15 protein-coding genes are annotated in these 15,952 nt (G+C 52.8%); 5 read left to right on the forward strand and 10 right to left on the reverse strand.

Features of this window, described 5'->3' with window-relative positions; genetic code table 11:
- Window positions 1-28 precede the first annotated feature (28 nt).
- On the forward strand, window positions 29-781 hold the full coding sequence (locus tag BOW06_RS04750) for a Nif3-like dinuclear metal center hexameric protein (RefSeq protein WP_078454003.1): 753 nt from the start codon (window positions 29-31) through the stop codon (window positions 779-781).
- 78 nt (window positions 782-859) lie between these two features.
- Complete coding sequence (locus BOW06_RS04755) at window positions 860-1,825, forward strand: MBL fold metallo-hydrolase (RefSeq protein WP_078459679.1); 966 nt, start codon at window positions 860-862, stop codon at window positions 1,823-1,825.
- Between the two features lie 81 nt (window positions 1,826-1,906).
- On the opposite strand, the gene rbr is transcribed toward BOW06_RS04755, so the two are convergent.
- From rbr to trmL, 4 genes are all read right to left on the reverse strand, one after another.
- Window positions 1,907-2,485, reverse strand: a complete 579-nt coding sequence (gene rbr / locus BOW06_RS04760) for a rubrerythrin (protein ID WP_043116341.1) — start codon at window positions 2,483-2,485, stop codon at window positions 1,907-1,909.
- Between the two features lie 73 nt (window positions 2,486-2,558).
- Window positions 2,559-4,025: a 4-hydroxy-3-polyprenylbenzoate decarboxylase gene (ubiD, locus tag BOW06_RS04765; protein WP_043116339.1), complete on the reverse strand. Its 1,467-nt coding sequence runs from the start codon at window positions 4,023-4,025 to the stop codon at window positions 2,559-2,561.
- A gap of 166 nt (window positions 4,026-4,191) precedes the next feature.
- Window positions 4,192-6,231 carry an oligopeptidase A gene (gene prlC, locus BOW06_RS04770; RefSeq protein WP_043116338.1) on the reverse strand — a complete coding sequence of 680 codons (2,040 nt, stop codon included), beginning with the start codon at window positions 6,229-6,231 and terminating at the stop codon, window positions 4,192-4,194.
- A 25-nt stretch (window positions 6,232-6,256) separates the two neighbouring features.
- The gene (trmL, locus tag BOW06_RS04775; RefSeq protein ID WP_043116336.1) at window positions 6,257-6,727 is read right to left on the reverse strand and encodes a tRNA (uridine(34)/cytosine(34)/5-carboxymethylaminomethyluridine(34)-2'-O)-methyltransferase TrmL; all 471 of its coding nucleotides are present in this window, start codon (window positions 6,725-6,727) and stop codon (window positions 6,257-6,259) included.
- Window positions 6,728-6,732: 5 nt separating this feature from the next.
- Between trmL and BOW06_RS04780 the strand changes: the two genes are divergently transcribed.
- From BOW06_RS04780 to hemG, 3 genes are all read left to right on the forward strand, one after another.
- A complete protein-coding gene (locus BOW06_RS04780; protein ID WP_078461355.1) occupies window positions 6,733-7,722 on the forward strand; it encodes a dihydroorotate dehydrogenase in 990 nt (329 codons plus the stop codon).
- A 171-nt stretch (window positions 7,723-7,893) separates the two neighbouring features.
- On the forward strand, window positions 7,894-8,118 hold the full coding sequence (locus tag BOW06_RS04785; protein WP_043116334.1) for a hypothetical protein: 225 nt from the start codon (window positions 7,894-7,896) through the stop codon (window positions 8,116-8,118).
- Window positions 8,119-8,690: 572 nt separating this feature from the next.
- Window positions 8,691-9,218, forward strand: coding sequence for a menaquinone-dependent protoporphyrinogen IX dehydrogenase (gene hemG / locus BOW06_RS04790; RefSeq protein ID WP_043116332.1), 528 nt, complete (start codon window positions 8,691-8,693; stop codon window positions 9,216-9,218).
- A gap of 34 nt (window positions 9,219-9,252) precedes the next feature.
- Here hemG and BOW06_RS04795 read toward each other — a convergent pair whose 3' ends face one another.
- The 6 genes from BOW06_RS04795 to BOW06_RS04820 form a co-directional block, all read right to left on the reverse strand.
- Window positions 9,253-9,651 (reverse strand): hypothetical protein, encoded by a 399-nt coding sequence (locus BOW06_RS04795; RefSeq protein WP_043116330.1) that lies wholly within the window; start codon window positions 9,649-9,651, stop codon window positions 9,253-9,255.
- Window positions 9,652-9,841: 190 nt separating this feature from the next.
- Window positions 9,842-11,242 (reverse strand): nitrogen regulation protein NR(I), encoded by a 1,401-nt coding sequence (gene ntrC, locus BOW06_RS04800; RefSeq protein WP_043116329.1) that lies wholly within the window; start codon window positions 11,240-11,242, stop codon window positions 9,842-9,844.
- Window positions 11,232-12,302 carry a nitrogen regulation protein NR(II) gene (glnL, locus tag BOW06_RS04805; protein ID WP_078461356.1) on the reverse strand — a complete coding sequence of 357 codons (1,071 nt, stop codon included), beginning with the start codon at window positions 12,300-12,302 and terminating at the stop codon, window positions 11,232-11,234. The genes ntrC and glnL overlap by 11 nt, the downstream gene beginning before the upstream one ends.
- Window positions 12,303-12,483: 181 nt before the next feature.
- The gene (locus BOW06_RS04810; protein ID WP_143555929.1) at window positions 12,484-13,041 is read right to left on the reverse strand and encodes a DUF4124 domain-containing protein; all 558 of its coding nucleotides are present in this window, start codon (window positions 13,039-13,041) and stop codon (window positions 12,484-12,486) included.
- Between the two features lie 89 nt (window positions 13,042-13,130).
- Window positions 13,131-14,540 (reverse strand): glutamate--ammonia ligase, encoded by a 1,410-nt coding sequence (glnA, locus tag BOW06_RS04815; protein ID WP_043116324.1) that lies wholly within the window; start codon window positions 14,538-14,540, stop codon window positions 13,131-13,133.
- Between the two features lie 197 nt (window positions 14,541-14,737).
- A complete protein-coding gene (locus tag BOW06_RS04820) occupies window positions 14,738-15,952 on the reverse strand; it encodes a cation diffusion facilitator family transporter (protein WP_078461357.1) in 1,215 nt (404 codons plus the stop codon).

Below are 15,952 nucleotides of genomic sequence, written 5' to 3' on the forward strand. Positions count from 1 at the left end.
TTTAATTACAATATATGGCCAGATCCCGATGATCCAACCCGAAACACTCGCCAACTGGTGCTCACAACTGCTCGATACAGGGCAGTTTGATGACTACTGCCCGAATGGATTGCAGGTCGAGGGGCTGAGACCGATAACGTCAATTGTATCAGGCGTCACCGCATGTGAGGCACTGATTGATGGTGCCATCGAGGCCGGAGCAGATGCCATACTCGTGCATCACGGTTACTTCTGGAAAGGTGAGGCCCAAGTCCTGACCGGCATGAAAGCCCGGCGTATCAGGAAGCTGATACAGCATAACATCAGCCTGCTCGCCTACCATCTGCCACTCGATGCTCACATACAACTCGGCAACAATGCGCAACTGGGGCAACTTCTCGGCTTCCAGCAAATGGCGCCGATTGACGACCCCAGGGGGCTCTTGTGGGCAGCTGAAACTGCTAAACCTATGGATTCCATCCAGATGGCCGGCCAGCTGGCACAGGCACTTGGGCGCTTACCGTTGCATATTGATGGTGGCAACGGATTGATCAGCAAAGTTGCCTGGTGTACTGGTGGTGCACAGGGCTATATCAACGAGGCGGCGGCGCTCGGGGCCGATGCCTACATCAGTGGTGAAATCTCCGAGCACACTTTTCATTCCGCACGTGAACTCGGCATTCACTACTTTGCAGCCGGCCATCATGCCACTGAGCGCTACGGTGTACAGGCATTGGGCGAGCGAATTGCGGAAGAATTTGGTATCAGCCACCGCTTTATCGACATTGATAATCCCGTGTAAAAAAACTGCCTGCCGGATGACTGCAAGCCGGATTTAATCCTGATATGATTTGTGCTTTGCACAATACCATTATTCACCATGAGCATAGAAAAAAACTGGGAAGAGCTGGGCGACGACATCTACTGTATCGATACAGGCTTTTTGCGCCCGAAGATGGCAGCCTGTTACCTGATTCGTGAGGGAGATGCCGCTGCCATTCTTGATACAGGTACCAATTTCACCGCACCAACAGTCTATGCACTGCTCAATGTGCTTGGTCTCACACGTGATAATGTTAAATACGTGATTCCGACCCATGTGCATCTCGACCACGCCGGTGGGGTCGGACAACTGATGGCAGATTGCGCCAATGCACAACTGGTGATCCACCCGAAGGGCGCACCCCACATGATCGATCCGTCGAGAATCGTGGCAGGGGCGACTGCCGTCTACGGTGAAGAGCGCTTCGCAAACGACTACGGCACCCTGCTGCCGGTTGACGAGGAGCGCGTCATTGCTGCACAGGATGGTGACACTTTTGACCTCAATGGCCGCACCCTGACCTTTTACGACACCCCCGGGCATGCTAATCACCACGGCTGCATTCTTGACAGCAAGTCACGCGCCATCGTCACCGGTGATACCTTCGGCCTCTCCTATCGTGAACTAAAGACTGATAAGGGCGATTACATCTTTGCTCCATCCACCCCTGTTGCCTTTGACCCGGATGCATGGCACCAGAGCATCGACAAGCTGATGGCACTCAATCCATCAGCCATGCTGCTGACCCACTACAGCCGGGTGACCGACCTTGAATCACTCGCGCAGCAACTGCACAGGAATATTGATGCGATCTCCGAGATTGCTATCAGTGAAGAGGGAGAAGAGGCGGGCCGCCATGAGCGCATCAAGGGAGAGCTCGGCGACCTGACTGCACAGCAGATCATCGACCACGGTGCTGATATGAGTAAAGAGCAGATCCTGGAGTTTCTCAGCAGCGACCTGGAACTCAATGCACAAGGACTGGAAGTGTGGCTGAAGCGGCGAGCCAAGGCACGTGGCTGATTGATTCCATTATCAGATTACTTGCTACCACGCTCTTTAGGATGGGCGCCCTAGCCACGGCCTGGAAACCAAGATGCCTGATTACCAGTTCTCACCCAGCAATTCAAAATAGGCCTTTGAATGCAGGCATGCCGGGCATTTGTCCGGCGCCTCTTCTGCCTCATGCAGGTAACCGCAGTTTCTGCAACGCCACACAACCTTGCCGTTTCTTTTAAAGACCTTTCCTTCCTGCAGGTTGCTCGCCAGATCCCTGTAGCGCTTGCCATGCTGCTTTTCGGCAATCGAGATTGCATCGAATGCCTCTGCAATTTCATCAAAGCCCTCTTCCCGTGCTATTTGAGCAAACGCGGGATACATCTCCTCCCACTCATGCTCCTCACCTTCTGCAGCAGCGACCAGGTTCTCAAGGGTTGTGCCAATTGGTGCAGCCGGAAAAATCTCGGTTATTTCAATATTTCCACCTTCAAGGAACTTATAGAAGCGTTTTGCATGCTCCTTTTCCTGATTCGCGGTCTCCTCGAAAATATCGGCGATCTGAACCAGCCCCTCTTTCTTCGCTGCGCCGGCGAAGTAGGTATACCTGTTTCTTGCTTGCGCTTCTCCTGCATACGCTTTCATCAGGTTGATTTCTGTTTGAGTGCCCTTGATGCTCTTGCTCATCTATCGTTCCCGGGAGTTTATTGCTTTGCAATTAATTATGGCAGGAATTGACTTCTCATCGCGATGATTATGGTCAATTGATACCCAGATCACTCCAGATCGCATCGACTCGCGCCTTGACCTCTGCATCCATCTCAATCGGCTCACCCCACTCTCGATCCGTCTCACCTGGCCACTTGTTGGTGGCATCCATACCCATCTTTGAACCGAGACCGGAAACCGGCGAGGCAAAATCAAGATAGTCGATCGGGGTATTCTCGACCAGCACGGTATCGCGCGCCGGATCCATGCGCGTTGTCATTGCCCAGATCACGTCATTCCAGTCGCGTACATTGACATCATCATCCGTGACAATCACAAACTTGGTATACATGAACTGGCGCAGAAATGACCAGACGCCGAACATCACGCGCTTGGCATGTCCTGCATACTGTTTTTTCATGCTGACAACAGCCATACGGTAGGAGCAACCTTCCGGTGGCAGATAGAAATCGACAATCTCCGGAAACTGCTTCTGCAGTATCGGAACGAACACCTCGTTGAGCGCCACACCGAGTACTGCCGGCTCGTCAGGTGGACGACCTGTGTAAGTACTGTGATAGATCGGCTTTTCACGCATAGTGATACGATCGATGATGAAGACAGGAAAGCTCTCCACCTCATTGTAATAACCCGTATGGTCTCCAAAAGGCCCCTCATCGGCCATATCATCAGGATGTAGATGACCCTCAAGAATGATTTCGGCCGATGCAGGCACCATCAGATCACTGCCGATCGACTTCACCACCTCAGTGCGTGAGCCACGCAGCAGGCCTGCAAAGGCATATTCAGAAAGCGAGTCGGGAACCGGGGTTACGGCTCCGAGAATTGTTGCCGGATCCGCTCCCAATGCAACTGAAACAGGAAAAGGCTCGCCAGGATGTGCGTTCTGCCAGTCGCGAAAATCGAGCGCTCCACCACGGTGTGCAAGCCAACGCATAATGACACGGTTCTTGCCGATCACCTGCATGCGGTAGATACCGAGATTGGCCCTCGGTTTTTCGGGGCCACGCGTGACCACCAGCCCCCATGTGATTAACGGGCCGGCATCACCCGGCCAGCACGTCTGCACAGGTATTTTAGAGAGGTCGACATCACCAGCCTCTACAACAACTTCCTGGCACAGGGCTTTTTTGACCTTCTTCGGTGCCATGTCGAGCACCTTTTTAAATACCGGCATCTTCTCAAGCGCATCACGCATACCCTTCGGCGCTTCCGGCTCCTTGAGCTGCGCCAACAAGGTGCCAACTTCTCTAAGAGCCGACACGGACTCTTCGCCCATACCCAACGCCACGCGCTCCGGGGTACCAAAGAGATTGCCAAGTACCGGTATGTCCGAATCCTTAACTTTCTCAAACAGAAGAGCCGGACCTCCGGCTTTCAAGGTGCGGTCACAGATTTCTGTCATCTCGAGAAATGGATCAACTTCAACGTTGATACGTTTCAGCTCTCCCATCTCCTCGAGCCTGGCGATAAAATCCCGTAAATCTCTGTACTTCATGCTCTCCCCTTTCCCATATCGCCAACTTTATCACCATATTCACCATAAGAAATGCAAATGGCAAAAGCCCCCTTATGTACTAGACTTGTTAACGAGTCAATAGATGCCTCTCCGGGCATCCAGCAAGGGACCAGGTGGCCACGGAGGGCTAAGTTCCCCGATCTGTTCAGCCGGTAATTCCTGTATGTCGCAAGAGCGGTTCAACTTCCGGTTTGCGCCCGCGAAAATTCACGAACAGATCCATCGCATCTTCCGAACCACCCTTCTCAAGAATGTTTTCCCGGAATGAGCGGCCTGTCTGCTGATCGAAAATACCCTTCTCTTCAAACAGGGAGAAGGCGTCTGCAGAGAGCACCTCCGCCCATTTGTAACTGTAATAGCCTGCTGCGTAGCCACCGGAAAAAATGTGTGCGAAGCCGTTAGCGAAACGATTCCACTTTGGCGGCTTCACCACGGCAACCGTATCACGCACCTCACTAATGAGCGCTTCGATATCTGCCTCCCTTTGAGGGTCATATTCACGATGCAGGCGAAAATCAAAAATGGAAAACTCAAGCTGACGCACCATCTGCATTGCCGAATGGAAATTCTTTGCCGCGATCATGCGCTCATACAACTCTTCAGGTATCGATTCATCGCTTTCATAGTGACCCGAGATGATATCCAGCGCCTCGCGCTCCCAGCACCAGTTCTCGAGAAACTGGCTCGGCAGTTCAACCGCATCCCAGGCGACACCGCTGATGCCGGAGACTGGCGGATAGTCGATTTGTGTCAGCATATGATGCAGTCCATGACCGAATTCATGGAACAGCGTCTGTACCTCGTCGTGCGTCAGCAGCGCGGGCTTGTCGCCAACCGGTGGTGTGAAGTTACACACAAGATATGCAACCGGCAGCTGATCGACCTTCTCTGAACGGAAGCGACTGATGCAGACATCCATCCAGGCACCGCCACGTTTTTTCTCGCGGGCATAGAGATCCAGGTAAAAGTGCGCCATCAATTTGCCGCTGCTGTCCCTGATGTCATAGAAACGCACATCAGGATGCCAAGTCTGCACCCCATCACTTTGCTCGATACTGATATCAAACAGGCGTTGCACCACGTCGAACATGCCGCTGATAACACGCGTGTCCGGAAAGTATGGCTTGAGCTCCTCCTGGGTAAGGTTGTAGCGTTTCTCGCGCAGCTTCTCCGCATAGTAGGCAACATCCCACGCCTGCAGTTCATCCATTCCAAATTCATCACGGGCAAACTGCTGTAACTCGTCAAATTCCTGTTGCGCCTGTGGTGTAGATCGATCTGCGAGATCCTCAAGAAAAGTCATGACCTCGTCAATTGTTGATGCCATTTTTCTCGCCAGCGAACGCTCCGCATAGTTATCAAAACCAAGCAGTTGTGCCGCTTCGTGGCGCAGCGCGAGTATTTCCCCCATCAACTCGCCGTTATCATTCTCACCGGCATTCGGCCCCTGGTCCGAGGCACGTGTGACATAAGCCTGGTAAAGCTCATAACGCAGTTCCCGATCATCCGCGTAGGTCATGACCGGAAAATAGGATGGAAAATCGAGCGTCAGCAGCCAGCCCTCCTGCTCACGTTGTTCGGCTGCCTGGCGGGCAAGGTCAATCGCCGATTCAGGCAGACCGGCAAGTTGCGAATCATCACTGACAAGCTTGGCCCAGGCGTGGGTTGCATCAAGCAGGTTCTGCTCATACTTGCTGGTGAGAGTCGAGAGGCGCTTGCTGATCTCCTTGAAACGCTGCTTTTTCTCTTCCGGCAGATCAACACCGGTGAGGTGGAAGTCGAGCAGGATATTTTCCAGCATCTTTGTCTGCGCCTTGTTGAGGGATGTCTCGTTCTCAAGTACTGCCTTGTATGCGCTGTATAACCTGGCGTTTTGCCCCATCTCGGTTGCATAACTGCTCAGCTTCGGCAGGCAGGTGTTGTAGGCATCACGCAGTTCATCCGTATTGACCACCGAGTTCATGTGGCTGATTGGCGACCAGGCACGGTTAAGCAAGTCATCCAGCTCCTCGAGCGGCTCAACAAAATTTTTCCAGCCGGGGCTCTCAACCGTATCGAGCAGCTTCTCAATCTGCTCGCGGTTTTGCGCCAGCAGCGTATCAATTGCCGGCTCCACGTGCTCAGCCTTGATTTCGTTGAACTGCGGCAGAAATGTCTCTTTCAATAGCGGGTTTGCATTGTCCATGCGGTTGTTTCCATTATTCCAGGTGTTATTTAATCAAAGCGCCTTCGTAACCTGCCTGCCGCCATGCTTCATAGAGTACAACAGCGACCGTGTTCGACAGGTTGAGGCTGCGGCTGTTTTCCAGCATCGGTACGCGCAGCCAGTTATCTTTTTCGATACCTGCCAGTACATCATCCGGCAAACCGCGTGTCTCGGGGCCGAACAGGAATGCATCACCTTCTCTGTATGAGGGCGAGCTATGCGCATTTCCACCCTTGGTAGTGAATGCAAACAGGCGACCAGGTTTCAGCGTCTTCAGACAAGCGTCTAGCGATGCATGTTCACGTACGGCTGCATATTCTGCATAATCAAGACCTGCGCGACGCAGTTTTTTATCGTCCAGTTCAAAGCCAAGCGGATGAATCAGGTGCAAGGTGCTGCCACTGTTCGCACAAAGGCGTATGATATTGCCCGTGTTAGGCGGAATCTCCGGCTCGTAAAGCAGAATGTGAAACAAATCAGATGACCTCAGAAAAATCTATCGATACAACTAGCAATCCTCTTGCCACAGAATTTTGCGGCATGAACTTCCAGACACCGATCGTACTGCTTTCCGGCTGCGTCGGCTTCGGCGAAGAGTATACCCGTGTAAGCGGCTTTTCCAACCGGGATGTCGGCGCGGTTTGCCTCAAGGGCACAACCGGCACCCAGCGTCTCGGTAACCAGCCGCACAGGATTCATGAAACACCGGGCGGCATGCTCAATGCTATCGGCCTGCAGAACCCCGGCGTAGACCAGGTGGTCTCATCGATTCTGCCCGAGCTGGATTTCTCCGAAACCCGCTTCATCGCCAATGTCTCGGGCTCAACCATTGAAGAGTACATCGATGTTACGCGCAAGTTCGATGATTCCGACATTGATGCGATCGAGATCAACATCTCCTGTCCCAACGTCAAGGAGGGCGGTGTCGCCTTTGGTAATGACCCGGAGATGTCGGCACGTGTCGTCGAGGCCTGCCGCGCAGTCACCAACAAGCCGCTGATCACCAAGCTGTCGCCAAATCAGACCGATATCCAGCACAATGCCCGCCTCTGTATTGAGGCCGGCAGTGACGCCTTTGCTGTCATCAATACGCTGATGGGTATGGCGATCGATATCGAATCACGCTCGCCGATCATCGGCAACAACCAGGGCGGTCTTTCAGGCCCGGCAATCAAGCCGGTTGCACTGCTCAAAACCCACCAGGTCTACCAGGTGTGTCGTGATCACGGCATTCCCATCATCGGCCAGGGCGGCATCAACTCGGCAGAGGATGCAATTGAGTTCCTGATTGCCGGTGCCAGTGCCGTCGGTGTCGGAACCGCGCTCTTCTACGATCCGCTGATCTGCCCGAAAATCAACGACGGCATCAAGGCATACCTCGATCGTCATGAACTGACAAGTGTCGCGGAGCTGACAGGAACATTGTCCCTTAATCAGCCACCGGCACAACATAACAAGTGCAACTGCTGAAATCTATCCCGAAAGGGATGGCTCCAAAATCAGTCCGCCGGATTAATTTTCCGCTTTTGCCGCCACTATCCCCTTTGGGAGGGGTGGCCAAGCAGGCACCAGTGCTATATTGACCCCCGTAAATTATGAACCGTGCGATAGACATCGCGCAGCTGATACGGAGTAAAAACAATGAGTGACAAGCAAGCACTGATCGACGAGAAGAACAAGCTGGTTGAAGAGATGATTGAAATGCAGAAGAAGTTCATGGATATCGAGCATGACAAGGGCATTTCAGGCAAGGACTACTACTACTCACAGGAAGGCCTGCTGGCTGACTACCGTGAGAAGTACGCAGAGATGGCAACCCGCGTTGTTGACCTGTCACACGAAATCGTTGGTTCTACCCGCAACTGATTCATCAGCTGCCGGAAACCAGATAAAGCCCGCAATTGCGGGCTTTTTCTTTGCGCTCTCCTTTCCGGAAACAATCACCACGAGAAACACGGCAGCCGCCGTTCCGACAGGGGATAGACCAGGCTTCTTATCGTCGCCCGAACTGGTACAACACCCCTCTCTTTTCCCACCACGCTACGCCTTGTGTATCCACCCCACGGACTCGAAAGAAACTCGCGATCGCGGATCACTCAAACATACTTTCGCTCTCCTCCGTGGTGTGAATACGGCTCCGCTGACGTTGGGAAAAGAGAGGGGTGTTGCACCTGCAGGGAGCTCGGCACCAACAGTCTCACTCTCCGTGAGCGGAGCCCGGTCACGTGACAGGTGAAGCAAAAAGATGTCTGAGCGACCATGGGGAGCGAGTTCTTTTTGCGCTGGCACGTGAACGAAACAGGCGGAGGTCAGGAGAGTGAGACTGTTGGTGCCGGGCGACAAAACCTTGTCTGCTCCTATTACCGCTATTATGTGAAAGAACTATTGATGGATTCTATCGTGTAAAATAATGAGCTGTATGTGTACGGGAGGGCAAGGTGAATAATATCCTGATCTTATATTCAACAACTGATGGACACACGATCAAGATTTCCCAAAGAATTCAGTTAGTACTGGAAAAAGTCGGCCATGAAGTGAAAGTTCTGCCTATTGCTTCAGCTGACGTGAACGAATTACACGCATCCGATAAAATTATCATTGGTGCCAGCATACGGTATGGAAAACATCAAAAGGAAGTTGTTGATTTTGTATCTGAATACAAGAGTCTCCTCGAAGAAAAACCCAGTGTTTTTTTCTCAGTCAGCGTGGTTGCGCGAAAACCGAACAGAAACACGCCTGAAACCAATCCTTATGTAAAGAAATTCCTGTCCGGTATTTCGTGGAAACCGGATGCGATAGGGATCTTTGCAGGAAAAATAGACTATCCAAAATATGGCGTATTGGACCGCACGATAATTCGCCTGATCATGTATATGACCAAAGGACCCACTGACCCGAATGCTGTTGTTGAATTTACAGACTGGGACAAAGTTGAAAGCTTCGGGCAAATGGTTGGCGAAATGTAACAAGATGCATGCGAATGCCAGGGATTAACGCGTGCTACTCCGGGCGAATATGCTCGATATACTTGGGCACCTCGACCATTTCGAGTTTGATCGTTTCTCCCTGCACCACGATATGGCGTGTCTGACCTGCAATGATCAAATCACAGCTTGCCTGCCCGCGACTCTCAAGCGGTAATGGAATCATGTCGCGGTAAGTGTAGATATTCTCCCCGACATCACCGCCTTCACATTCACCAAAGGCATCAGGCAGCGGTTCAACAACCGATGCACCGGTAAAGACGATATCCCCTTTCTGCCACCACTTGGTCTTTTCAACCGAACCCGTCATGGTCTTGATGATAATGGCACGCTCAAGATGTACCCGCACCTCGTCGCCACTGACACTGACGCCTGATATTTCGCTGCCGTTTAGCTCGATACTGCTACTGTCCATTGTTCAAATACCACTGCTGTAAATTTCCAGCACACGATTATACGGCATGGTGATGGGAATTATCCGTACACATCGAAGGGACAGGCTGATCGCCCCGGATGGTCAGGGGTGGTGGCCAAAGACTGCGGGCGCTATAGTGCCGATTCCGCTACTGCCAGGCAATCGCCCCGGTCGGACAGGGACGGGGCTCCTATGACTCGATATCGAGCTCCTTGATCTTGCGCGTCAATGTATTACGTCCCCACCCCAGAATCGTCGCGGCCTCATGCTTCTTGCCACCGGTCTCCTCGAGTGCGGTTTCAATCAGGGTGCGCTCAAACAAGGGCAGTGCCTTGTCCAGCAGGGGCGCATCATTTCTCTTTAATTCAACGCGAGCCCACTGGCGCAATGCCTCGTCCCAGTCTCCGCTGTAGACACTTTCTGAAGTCGCCTCTTCACGCATCTCGGGGGGTAAATCGTCCAGGTGAACCTGGTTTCCAGCCGCCATCACCGTGATCCAGCGAGCGGTATTTTCCAGCTGACGCACATTACCCGGCCAGTCCCAGGATCGCATTAACTCTTCGACTTCCGGTGTCAGCTCCTTGGTTTCTTCACCCAACTCTTCGGCAGCAGATTGCAAAAAGTGACTCATCAGAAGGGGAATATCCTCGCGTCGCTCACGTAGCGAGGGCAGCTTGATACGAATGACATTGAGGCGATGGAACAGATCCTCGCGAAATTCCTGCCTGTTGACCAGCGCTTCGAGATCCTGGTGGGTGGCTGCAATAATGCGCACATCCACCTTGACCGGTGCTCGTCCGCCAACCCGATAAAACTCGCCGTCAGCCAGCACACGCAACAGGCGCGTCTGAAGGTCGGCAGGCATGTCACCGATCTCATCGAGAAAGAGTGTGCCGCCATCTGCCTGCTCAAATCGTCCAATACGACGTTCAGTCGCACCCGTGAAAGCACCACGCTCATGTCCGAAGAGCTCCGACTCCAGCAGGTCCCGTGGTACGGCAGCCGTGTTGATTGCAATGAAGGGCTTTGCTGCACGCTGGCTATGATTGTGCAGGGCGAGAGCTACAAGCTCCTTACCAGTACCGGACTCTCCGGTAATCATGACCGTGATATTTGAGCGCGCCAAACGTCCGATAGCGCGAAACACCTCCTGCATAGCTGGCGCTTCTCCTATGATCCCTTTCAGGCGCGAATCACCACTCTCTGCAGCCGGTTTAGCTGCTGCCGACTTGCGACAGGCGCGCTGTACCTGGTCAACCGCCTCTTTGATATCAAATGGCTTTGGCAGGTATTCGAAAGCACCGCCATGATAGGCGGATACGGCACTATCCAGATCAGAATGCGCTGTCATGATGATGACCGGAAGATCGGGATGGCTCTCCCTTAGCTCGGAAAGGAGTTGCAGGCCATCTTTTCCCGGCATGCGGATATCGGTAACGATAGTATCCGGGATTTCCTTGTCGAGCGCCTCAACCACACCAACCGCAGATTCAAAACTGCGCACTTCCATACCCGCCTTGGTCAACGCTTTCTCTAACACCCAGCGGATGGAATTGTCATCATCAATGACCCAGATTCGGTCAGCTGCCATTCTCAATCTCCAGCGGAATAAATACAGAAAATGTGGTTTTACCTGGTTCGCTGTGGCACTCGATCAAGCCCTTGTGCGCAGCAACCAGTGATTGCGCAATAGTCAGACCGAGCCCTGTGCCCTGCGCACTTCCGGAGACCATGGGAAAAAAAATCTGTTCTTGCAGGTCTTGTGGAATGCCCGGACCGGTATCAACAATGTCGACTCGTGCAACCAGTCTGTGACAATGCGTGCCGATTGTGTAATGACGCATCACGCGTGTACGCAGCGTGATGCTTCCTTCACCCCGCAATACATTCGCCGCATTCCTTGTGATATTCAAAAACACCTGGATCATCTGGTTCAGATCGGCATGAAGAGGTGGAATGCTGGGGTCGTAATCACATATAAGAGTAATCTCGTCACCTACTTCTGCCTTAACCAGCTGGCGAACACGCTCCAGTACCTCGTGGAGGTTGATTGATTCAAACCTGGGCAGTTCGCGCGGACCGAGCATACGATCAACCAGCTCTCTCAGCCTGTCAGCCTCGTTGATAATAATGCTGGTGTATTCTTCAAGCTCGCTGTTATCCAGCTCCTGCTCAAGTAGTTGGGCCGCTCCGCGAATCCCGCCCAACGGATTCTTGATTTCGTGTGCAAGCCCGCGAATCAGTTGGCTCGACACCTCTTGCTGGGCAATCATCTGCTCTTCCCTGGTGATGCGCAGCTGCCTATCAACTTGCTGTATCTCGACCATCAGCGCACCTTCACCGCCATCATCAAAAGGCATGATGGTGCAATCGATGGTAATGCTCTCTTCGTGGCCCGGGAAATGGACATGAATCTCGCGTTCGGTAATAACGTGACCTGAGCTCCACGCCCTTTCAAGATGCTTGACTGCATTGGCATCGCTGCAGGGAATAATCTCCCTGGCTCTCATCCCCTGCATCTGCTTGCCACTCATCGCAAACAGAACCTCTGCTGCCGGATTGACGTAGAGCAGGTGCAGATTCCGGTCAAAAACCAGAACCGCGGTATTGAGGTTATCCAGAAGAAGGTGTTGCTTGTCGTAGCCGTTCATGCAATGTACCTATGCAATAGACATGCCAAGTCGCAATAAAATGCTTTCATCAGCAAAGATTATTCGCCAGGGCGGACAGAGCTTGGCTTTTGGTCAGGGTTTATTCCCTTCAGTATGATTCAGGGACGCCTGCACAAATAGAGACTGCACTATTTTGGTGCGCTCCGCAAGAGGTCAAAGACTACAGGTTGGGAGTATTACTACGCCTGTTGATAAGCCGTGAAGGACTGTGAAGATGGAAAGTTGTCGGGGCAGAGGTGATTAATGCACTCGATTCTTGGCCAAAAATTGCCGCCCGGAGGGTATGAGTACCACGATCGACGCCATTCAAAATACGCACATCAGCGCTGAAATTTTCGTAGACAACCTCGTCATCGAGGTAAAGCGTAAAGAGATCACCTCGACGCAACGGCGGATCTGCATAGAGAACGACCTGCACATCCCCATTGGAATTACGTACAGAGTCATCGTTTACCGGCCTGAGAATTTCCAGGCTGTTGTAATATCCATTGGCAGCTCTCTGCGGCTCATCAGGTAGCGGGGGTCGGCGGCTAACACCATTCACCCAACCGACTTTTGGCGAGGCGTAGACAGATTCAGGTACCGTGGCGGCTTTCGCACCTGCTTCTGGTGGCCTGTCACCATAATGCCGATTGCCATCAGCACCGATCCAGGTGTAAACCTCTGCGGTCACCGGCATGCATAAAAGCAGGAGAAAAAAGAGAAATACCTTGTTCATAGTGTAAGCATAGCCGAAAACCCTACCAATAAAAAAGCCCCCGATGAGAATCACCGGGGGCCTGCATCATCGATTACATTGTGATGCTATTAGAGGCTGTAGTACATGTCGAATTCAACAGGGTGTGTTGTCATACGCAAGCGGGTTACCTCTTCCATCTTCAGCTCAATGTAACCATCGATCAGATCGTCGGTGAAAACGCCACCGGCAGTGAGGAAGGCACGGTCTGCATCAAGTGCTTCAAGTGCCTGGTCAAGACTGTGACAAACAGTCGGGATCGCCAGTGCTTCTTCAGCAGGCAGGTCATAAAGGTCCTTGTCTGCAGCATCGCCAGGATGGATCTTGTTCTGGATGCCATCGAGACCCGCCATCATCATGGCTGCAAACGCCAGGTACGGGTTTGCTGTCGGATCAGGGAAACGCACCTCGACACGGCGACCCTTCGGGCTTGCAACCCATGGGATACGGATTGAAGCAGAGCGGTTACGTGCAGAGTATGCCAGCATGACCGGCGCTTCAAAGCCTGGTACCAGGCGCTTGTATGAGTTGGTTGAAGCGTTGGTGAAGGCGTTCAGCGCACGTGCGTGCTTGATGATACCGCCGATATAGTAGAGCGCAGTCTCTGACAGGCCACCATACTGGTCACCGGCGAAGATGTTCTCGCCGCCCTTGGCCAATGACATGTGAACGTGCATGCCTGAACCGTTATCGCCAACAATTGGCTTGGGCATGAAGGTTGCGGTTTTGCCATAGGCGTGAGCAACGTTGAAAGTGACATATTTCTGGATCTGGACCCAGTCGGCGCGCTTAACGAGCGAACTGAATCGCGTTCCGATTTCACACTGGCCAGCTGTTGCAACCTCGTGGTGATGAACTTCGACAGGAACACCCATCTCTTCCATGACCAGGCACATTGCAGCACGGATATCATGCAGTGAATCGACAGGAGGAACCGGGAAGTAACCACCCTTGACGGTTGGACGGTGGCCGATGTTGCCATCTTCGTAGACACGCTCAGAGTTCCAGTGTGCTTCCGAGGAGTCGATCTTGACAGAACTACCGCTCATGTCAGCACTCCAGCGCACATCGTCAAGCACGAAAAACTCTGGCTCAGGACCGAAGAATGCTTCATCAGCGATACCGGTCGATTTCAGGTAAGCTTCCGCACGCTTGCCAACGGAACGTGGATCACGCTCATAACCTTCCATTGTGGACGGCTCGAGGATGTCGCAGAGAATATTGACCTGGGCATCGTCGGTGAACGGATCAAGTACCGCCGTACCAGCATCAGGCATGAGAATCATGTCTGATTCATTGATGCCTTTCCAGCCCGCGATAGACGAGCCATCAAACATCTTGCCCTCTTCAAACATATCCTCGTTAACTTCGGAAACAGGCATGGAAACGTGCTGCTCCTTGCCACGGGTATCAGTAAAACGGAAATCAACGAATTTTGCTTCGCTGTCCTTGATTAATTTCATTGCGTCTTTTGCAGACATGGCAGTGTTCACTCCAGTACATTGTTTAAAACAGTCACCACTGCGATAAACAGCGGTATGAATCGATTGCCCTATAGGCGTGACAAAAACAAAGGCATAAACTATGCCAACAGCAAATTAACCGCTTTTGCCACTATTCAGGGCTTAAACCGCCCCCTTTTGGGGCGCTATGGCGCTAAACGCACTATTTTAGTGCGTCAATCCCTCTCGCTACGCCTGCTACCCAGGGCAGCGTAAAGATGAACATCACCAAAATCAGGCAGATCCGAGAGCGACTTCTTGAGTTGCTCTTCAAGGCGCTCAATATCCTCCATACGCCCTACAAAGGCATCCGGCAGGTAGATATCAATTACGATACGGCCGCCAAGATAGTGCAGGCGGACATCGTACCAGTGCAGATCTACACCTGCATCTTTCCATGCCCGGGAGAGGATTTCCAGCACCTTTTTTCTTCCGGGCAGTCCATCACAGGATGGTGCACGCTCATCATTCTCCGGGTCGATGTGTACCGTGACGTCAGTCACACCCTGATCGCTCTCCTTGATTGCGTTCTCGACTGCTGTTGCAATCATGTGCCCCTCGCTGACCGTCAGCATGGAGTCCACCTCGACGTGCACGTCAACCAGCGCATTATGCCCCATGCGACGGGAGCGCAGCATGTGCACATGCTCAGCGCCCTCCTGCTGCATGATTGCTTCACGGATAATCTGCAGTTGTTCTTCACCCAGCCCTTTATCACTGAGTTCGCCAAGGCTGCTCCAGGCCATTTTCCAGCCGATCGTACCAACCATCCATGAAACGCCTATCGCGGCAATCGCATCCAGGTAATCAAGCCCCAGCATGGTGCCGCCAACACCCACCAAAACAATCACCGAGGAGATGGCGTCAGTTCGACTGTGCCACGCATTGGCCTCGAGCATGTGTGAACGCAAGCGCTTGGCCACGCGCATGGTGTAGTGATAGATCCACTCTTTCGAAACAACAGAGAGCAGCGCAATAGCCAGCGCCCAGGGGCCGGGGCTGAAAAGCATTTCTGGGTGAAACAGCCTGTTGATCGAGTCCCAAGCGATGCCGATACCAACAAACATCAGGCTGACACCGAGAATAACGGTTGCTATGGTCTCGAAACGGCCGTGCCCATAAGGGTGATCCTCATCCGGCTCCATGCTGCCATGCTTGGCTGCAAAGAGCACAATGAAGTCCGTAGCCAGGTCTGAAAACGAGTGTACGCCGTCAGCAATCAGACTCTGAGAACTGGCAAGCCAGCCGACAAGAACTTTCAAGACTCCCAACATCAAGTCGAGCGCCGCTCCGATCAGGGTGACACGCCTGATCTGGCGATAGCGGTCTGAAGAGGCCTCTTCCGGGGTCGCATCCCGTGCAACATGATGGTGGTGATGTCCGCCGTGCAT

The organism is Solemya velum gill symbiont, assembly GCF_002020255.1.
In the GTDB taxonomy this organism is placed as follows: Bacteria; Pseudomonadota; Gammaproteobacteria; order Chromatiales; family Chromatiaceae.

Coding starts and splice junctions, on each gene's coding strand:
- glnA (WP_043116324.1), bottom strand. CDS start 14,540: ATGTCTGCAAAAGACGCAATGAAATTAATCAAGGACAGCGAAGCAAAA.
- ntrC (WP_043116329.1), bottom strand. CDS start 11,242: ATGGCAGCTGACCGAATCTGGGTCATTGATGATGACAATTCCATCCGC.
- prlC (WP_043116338.1), bottom strand. CDS start 6,231: ATGGACAATGCAAACCCGCTATTGAAAGAGACATTTCTGCCGCAGTTC.
- BOW06_RS04795 (WP_043116330.1), bottom strand. CDS start 9,651: ATGGACAGTAGCAGTATCGAGCTAAACGGCAGCGAAATATCAGGCGTC.
- BOW06_RS04750 (WP_078454003.1), top strand. CDS start 29: ATGATCCAACCCGAAACACTCGCCAACTGGTGCTCACAACTGCTCGAT.
- BOW06_RS04755 (WP_078459679.1), top strand. CDS start 860: ATGAGCATAGAAAAAAACTGGGAAGAGCTGGGCGACGACATCTACTGT.
- BOW06_RS04780 (WP_078461355.1), top strand. CDS start 6,733: ATGACCTCAGAAAAATCTATCGATACAACTAGCAATCCTCTTGCCACA.
- BOW06_RS04810 (WP_143555929.1), bottom strand. CDS start 13,041: ATGAACAAGGTATTTCTCTTTTTTCTCCTGCTTTTATGCATGCCGGTG.
- BOW06_RS04785 (WP_043116334.1), top strand. CDS start 7,894: ATGAGTGACAAGCAAGCACTGATCGACGAGAAGAACAAGCTGGTTGAA.
- BOW06_RS04820 (WP_078461357.1), bottom strand. CDS start 15,952: ATGCACGGCGGACATCACCACCATCATGTTGCACGGGATGCGACCCCG.
- rbr (WP_043116341.1), bottom strand. CDS start 2,485: ATGAGCAAGAGCATCAAGGGCACTCAAACAGAAATCAACCTGATGAAA.
- glnL (WP_078461356.1), bottom strand. CDS start 12,302: ATGAACGGCTACGACAAGCAACACCTTCTTCTGGATAACCTCAATACC.
- ubiD (WP_043116339.1), bottom strand. CDS start 4,025: ATGAAGTACAGAGATTTACGGGATTTTATCGCCAGGCTCGAGGAGATG.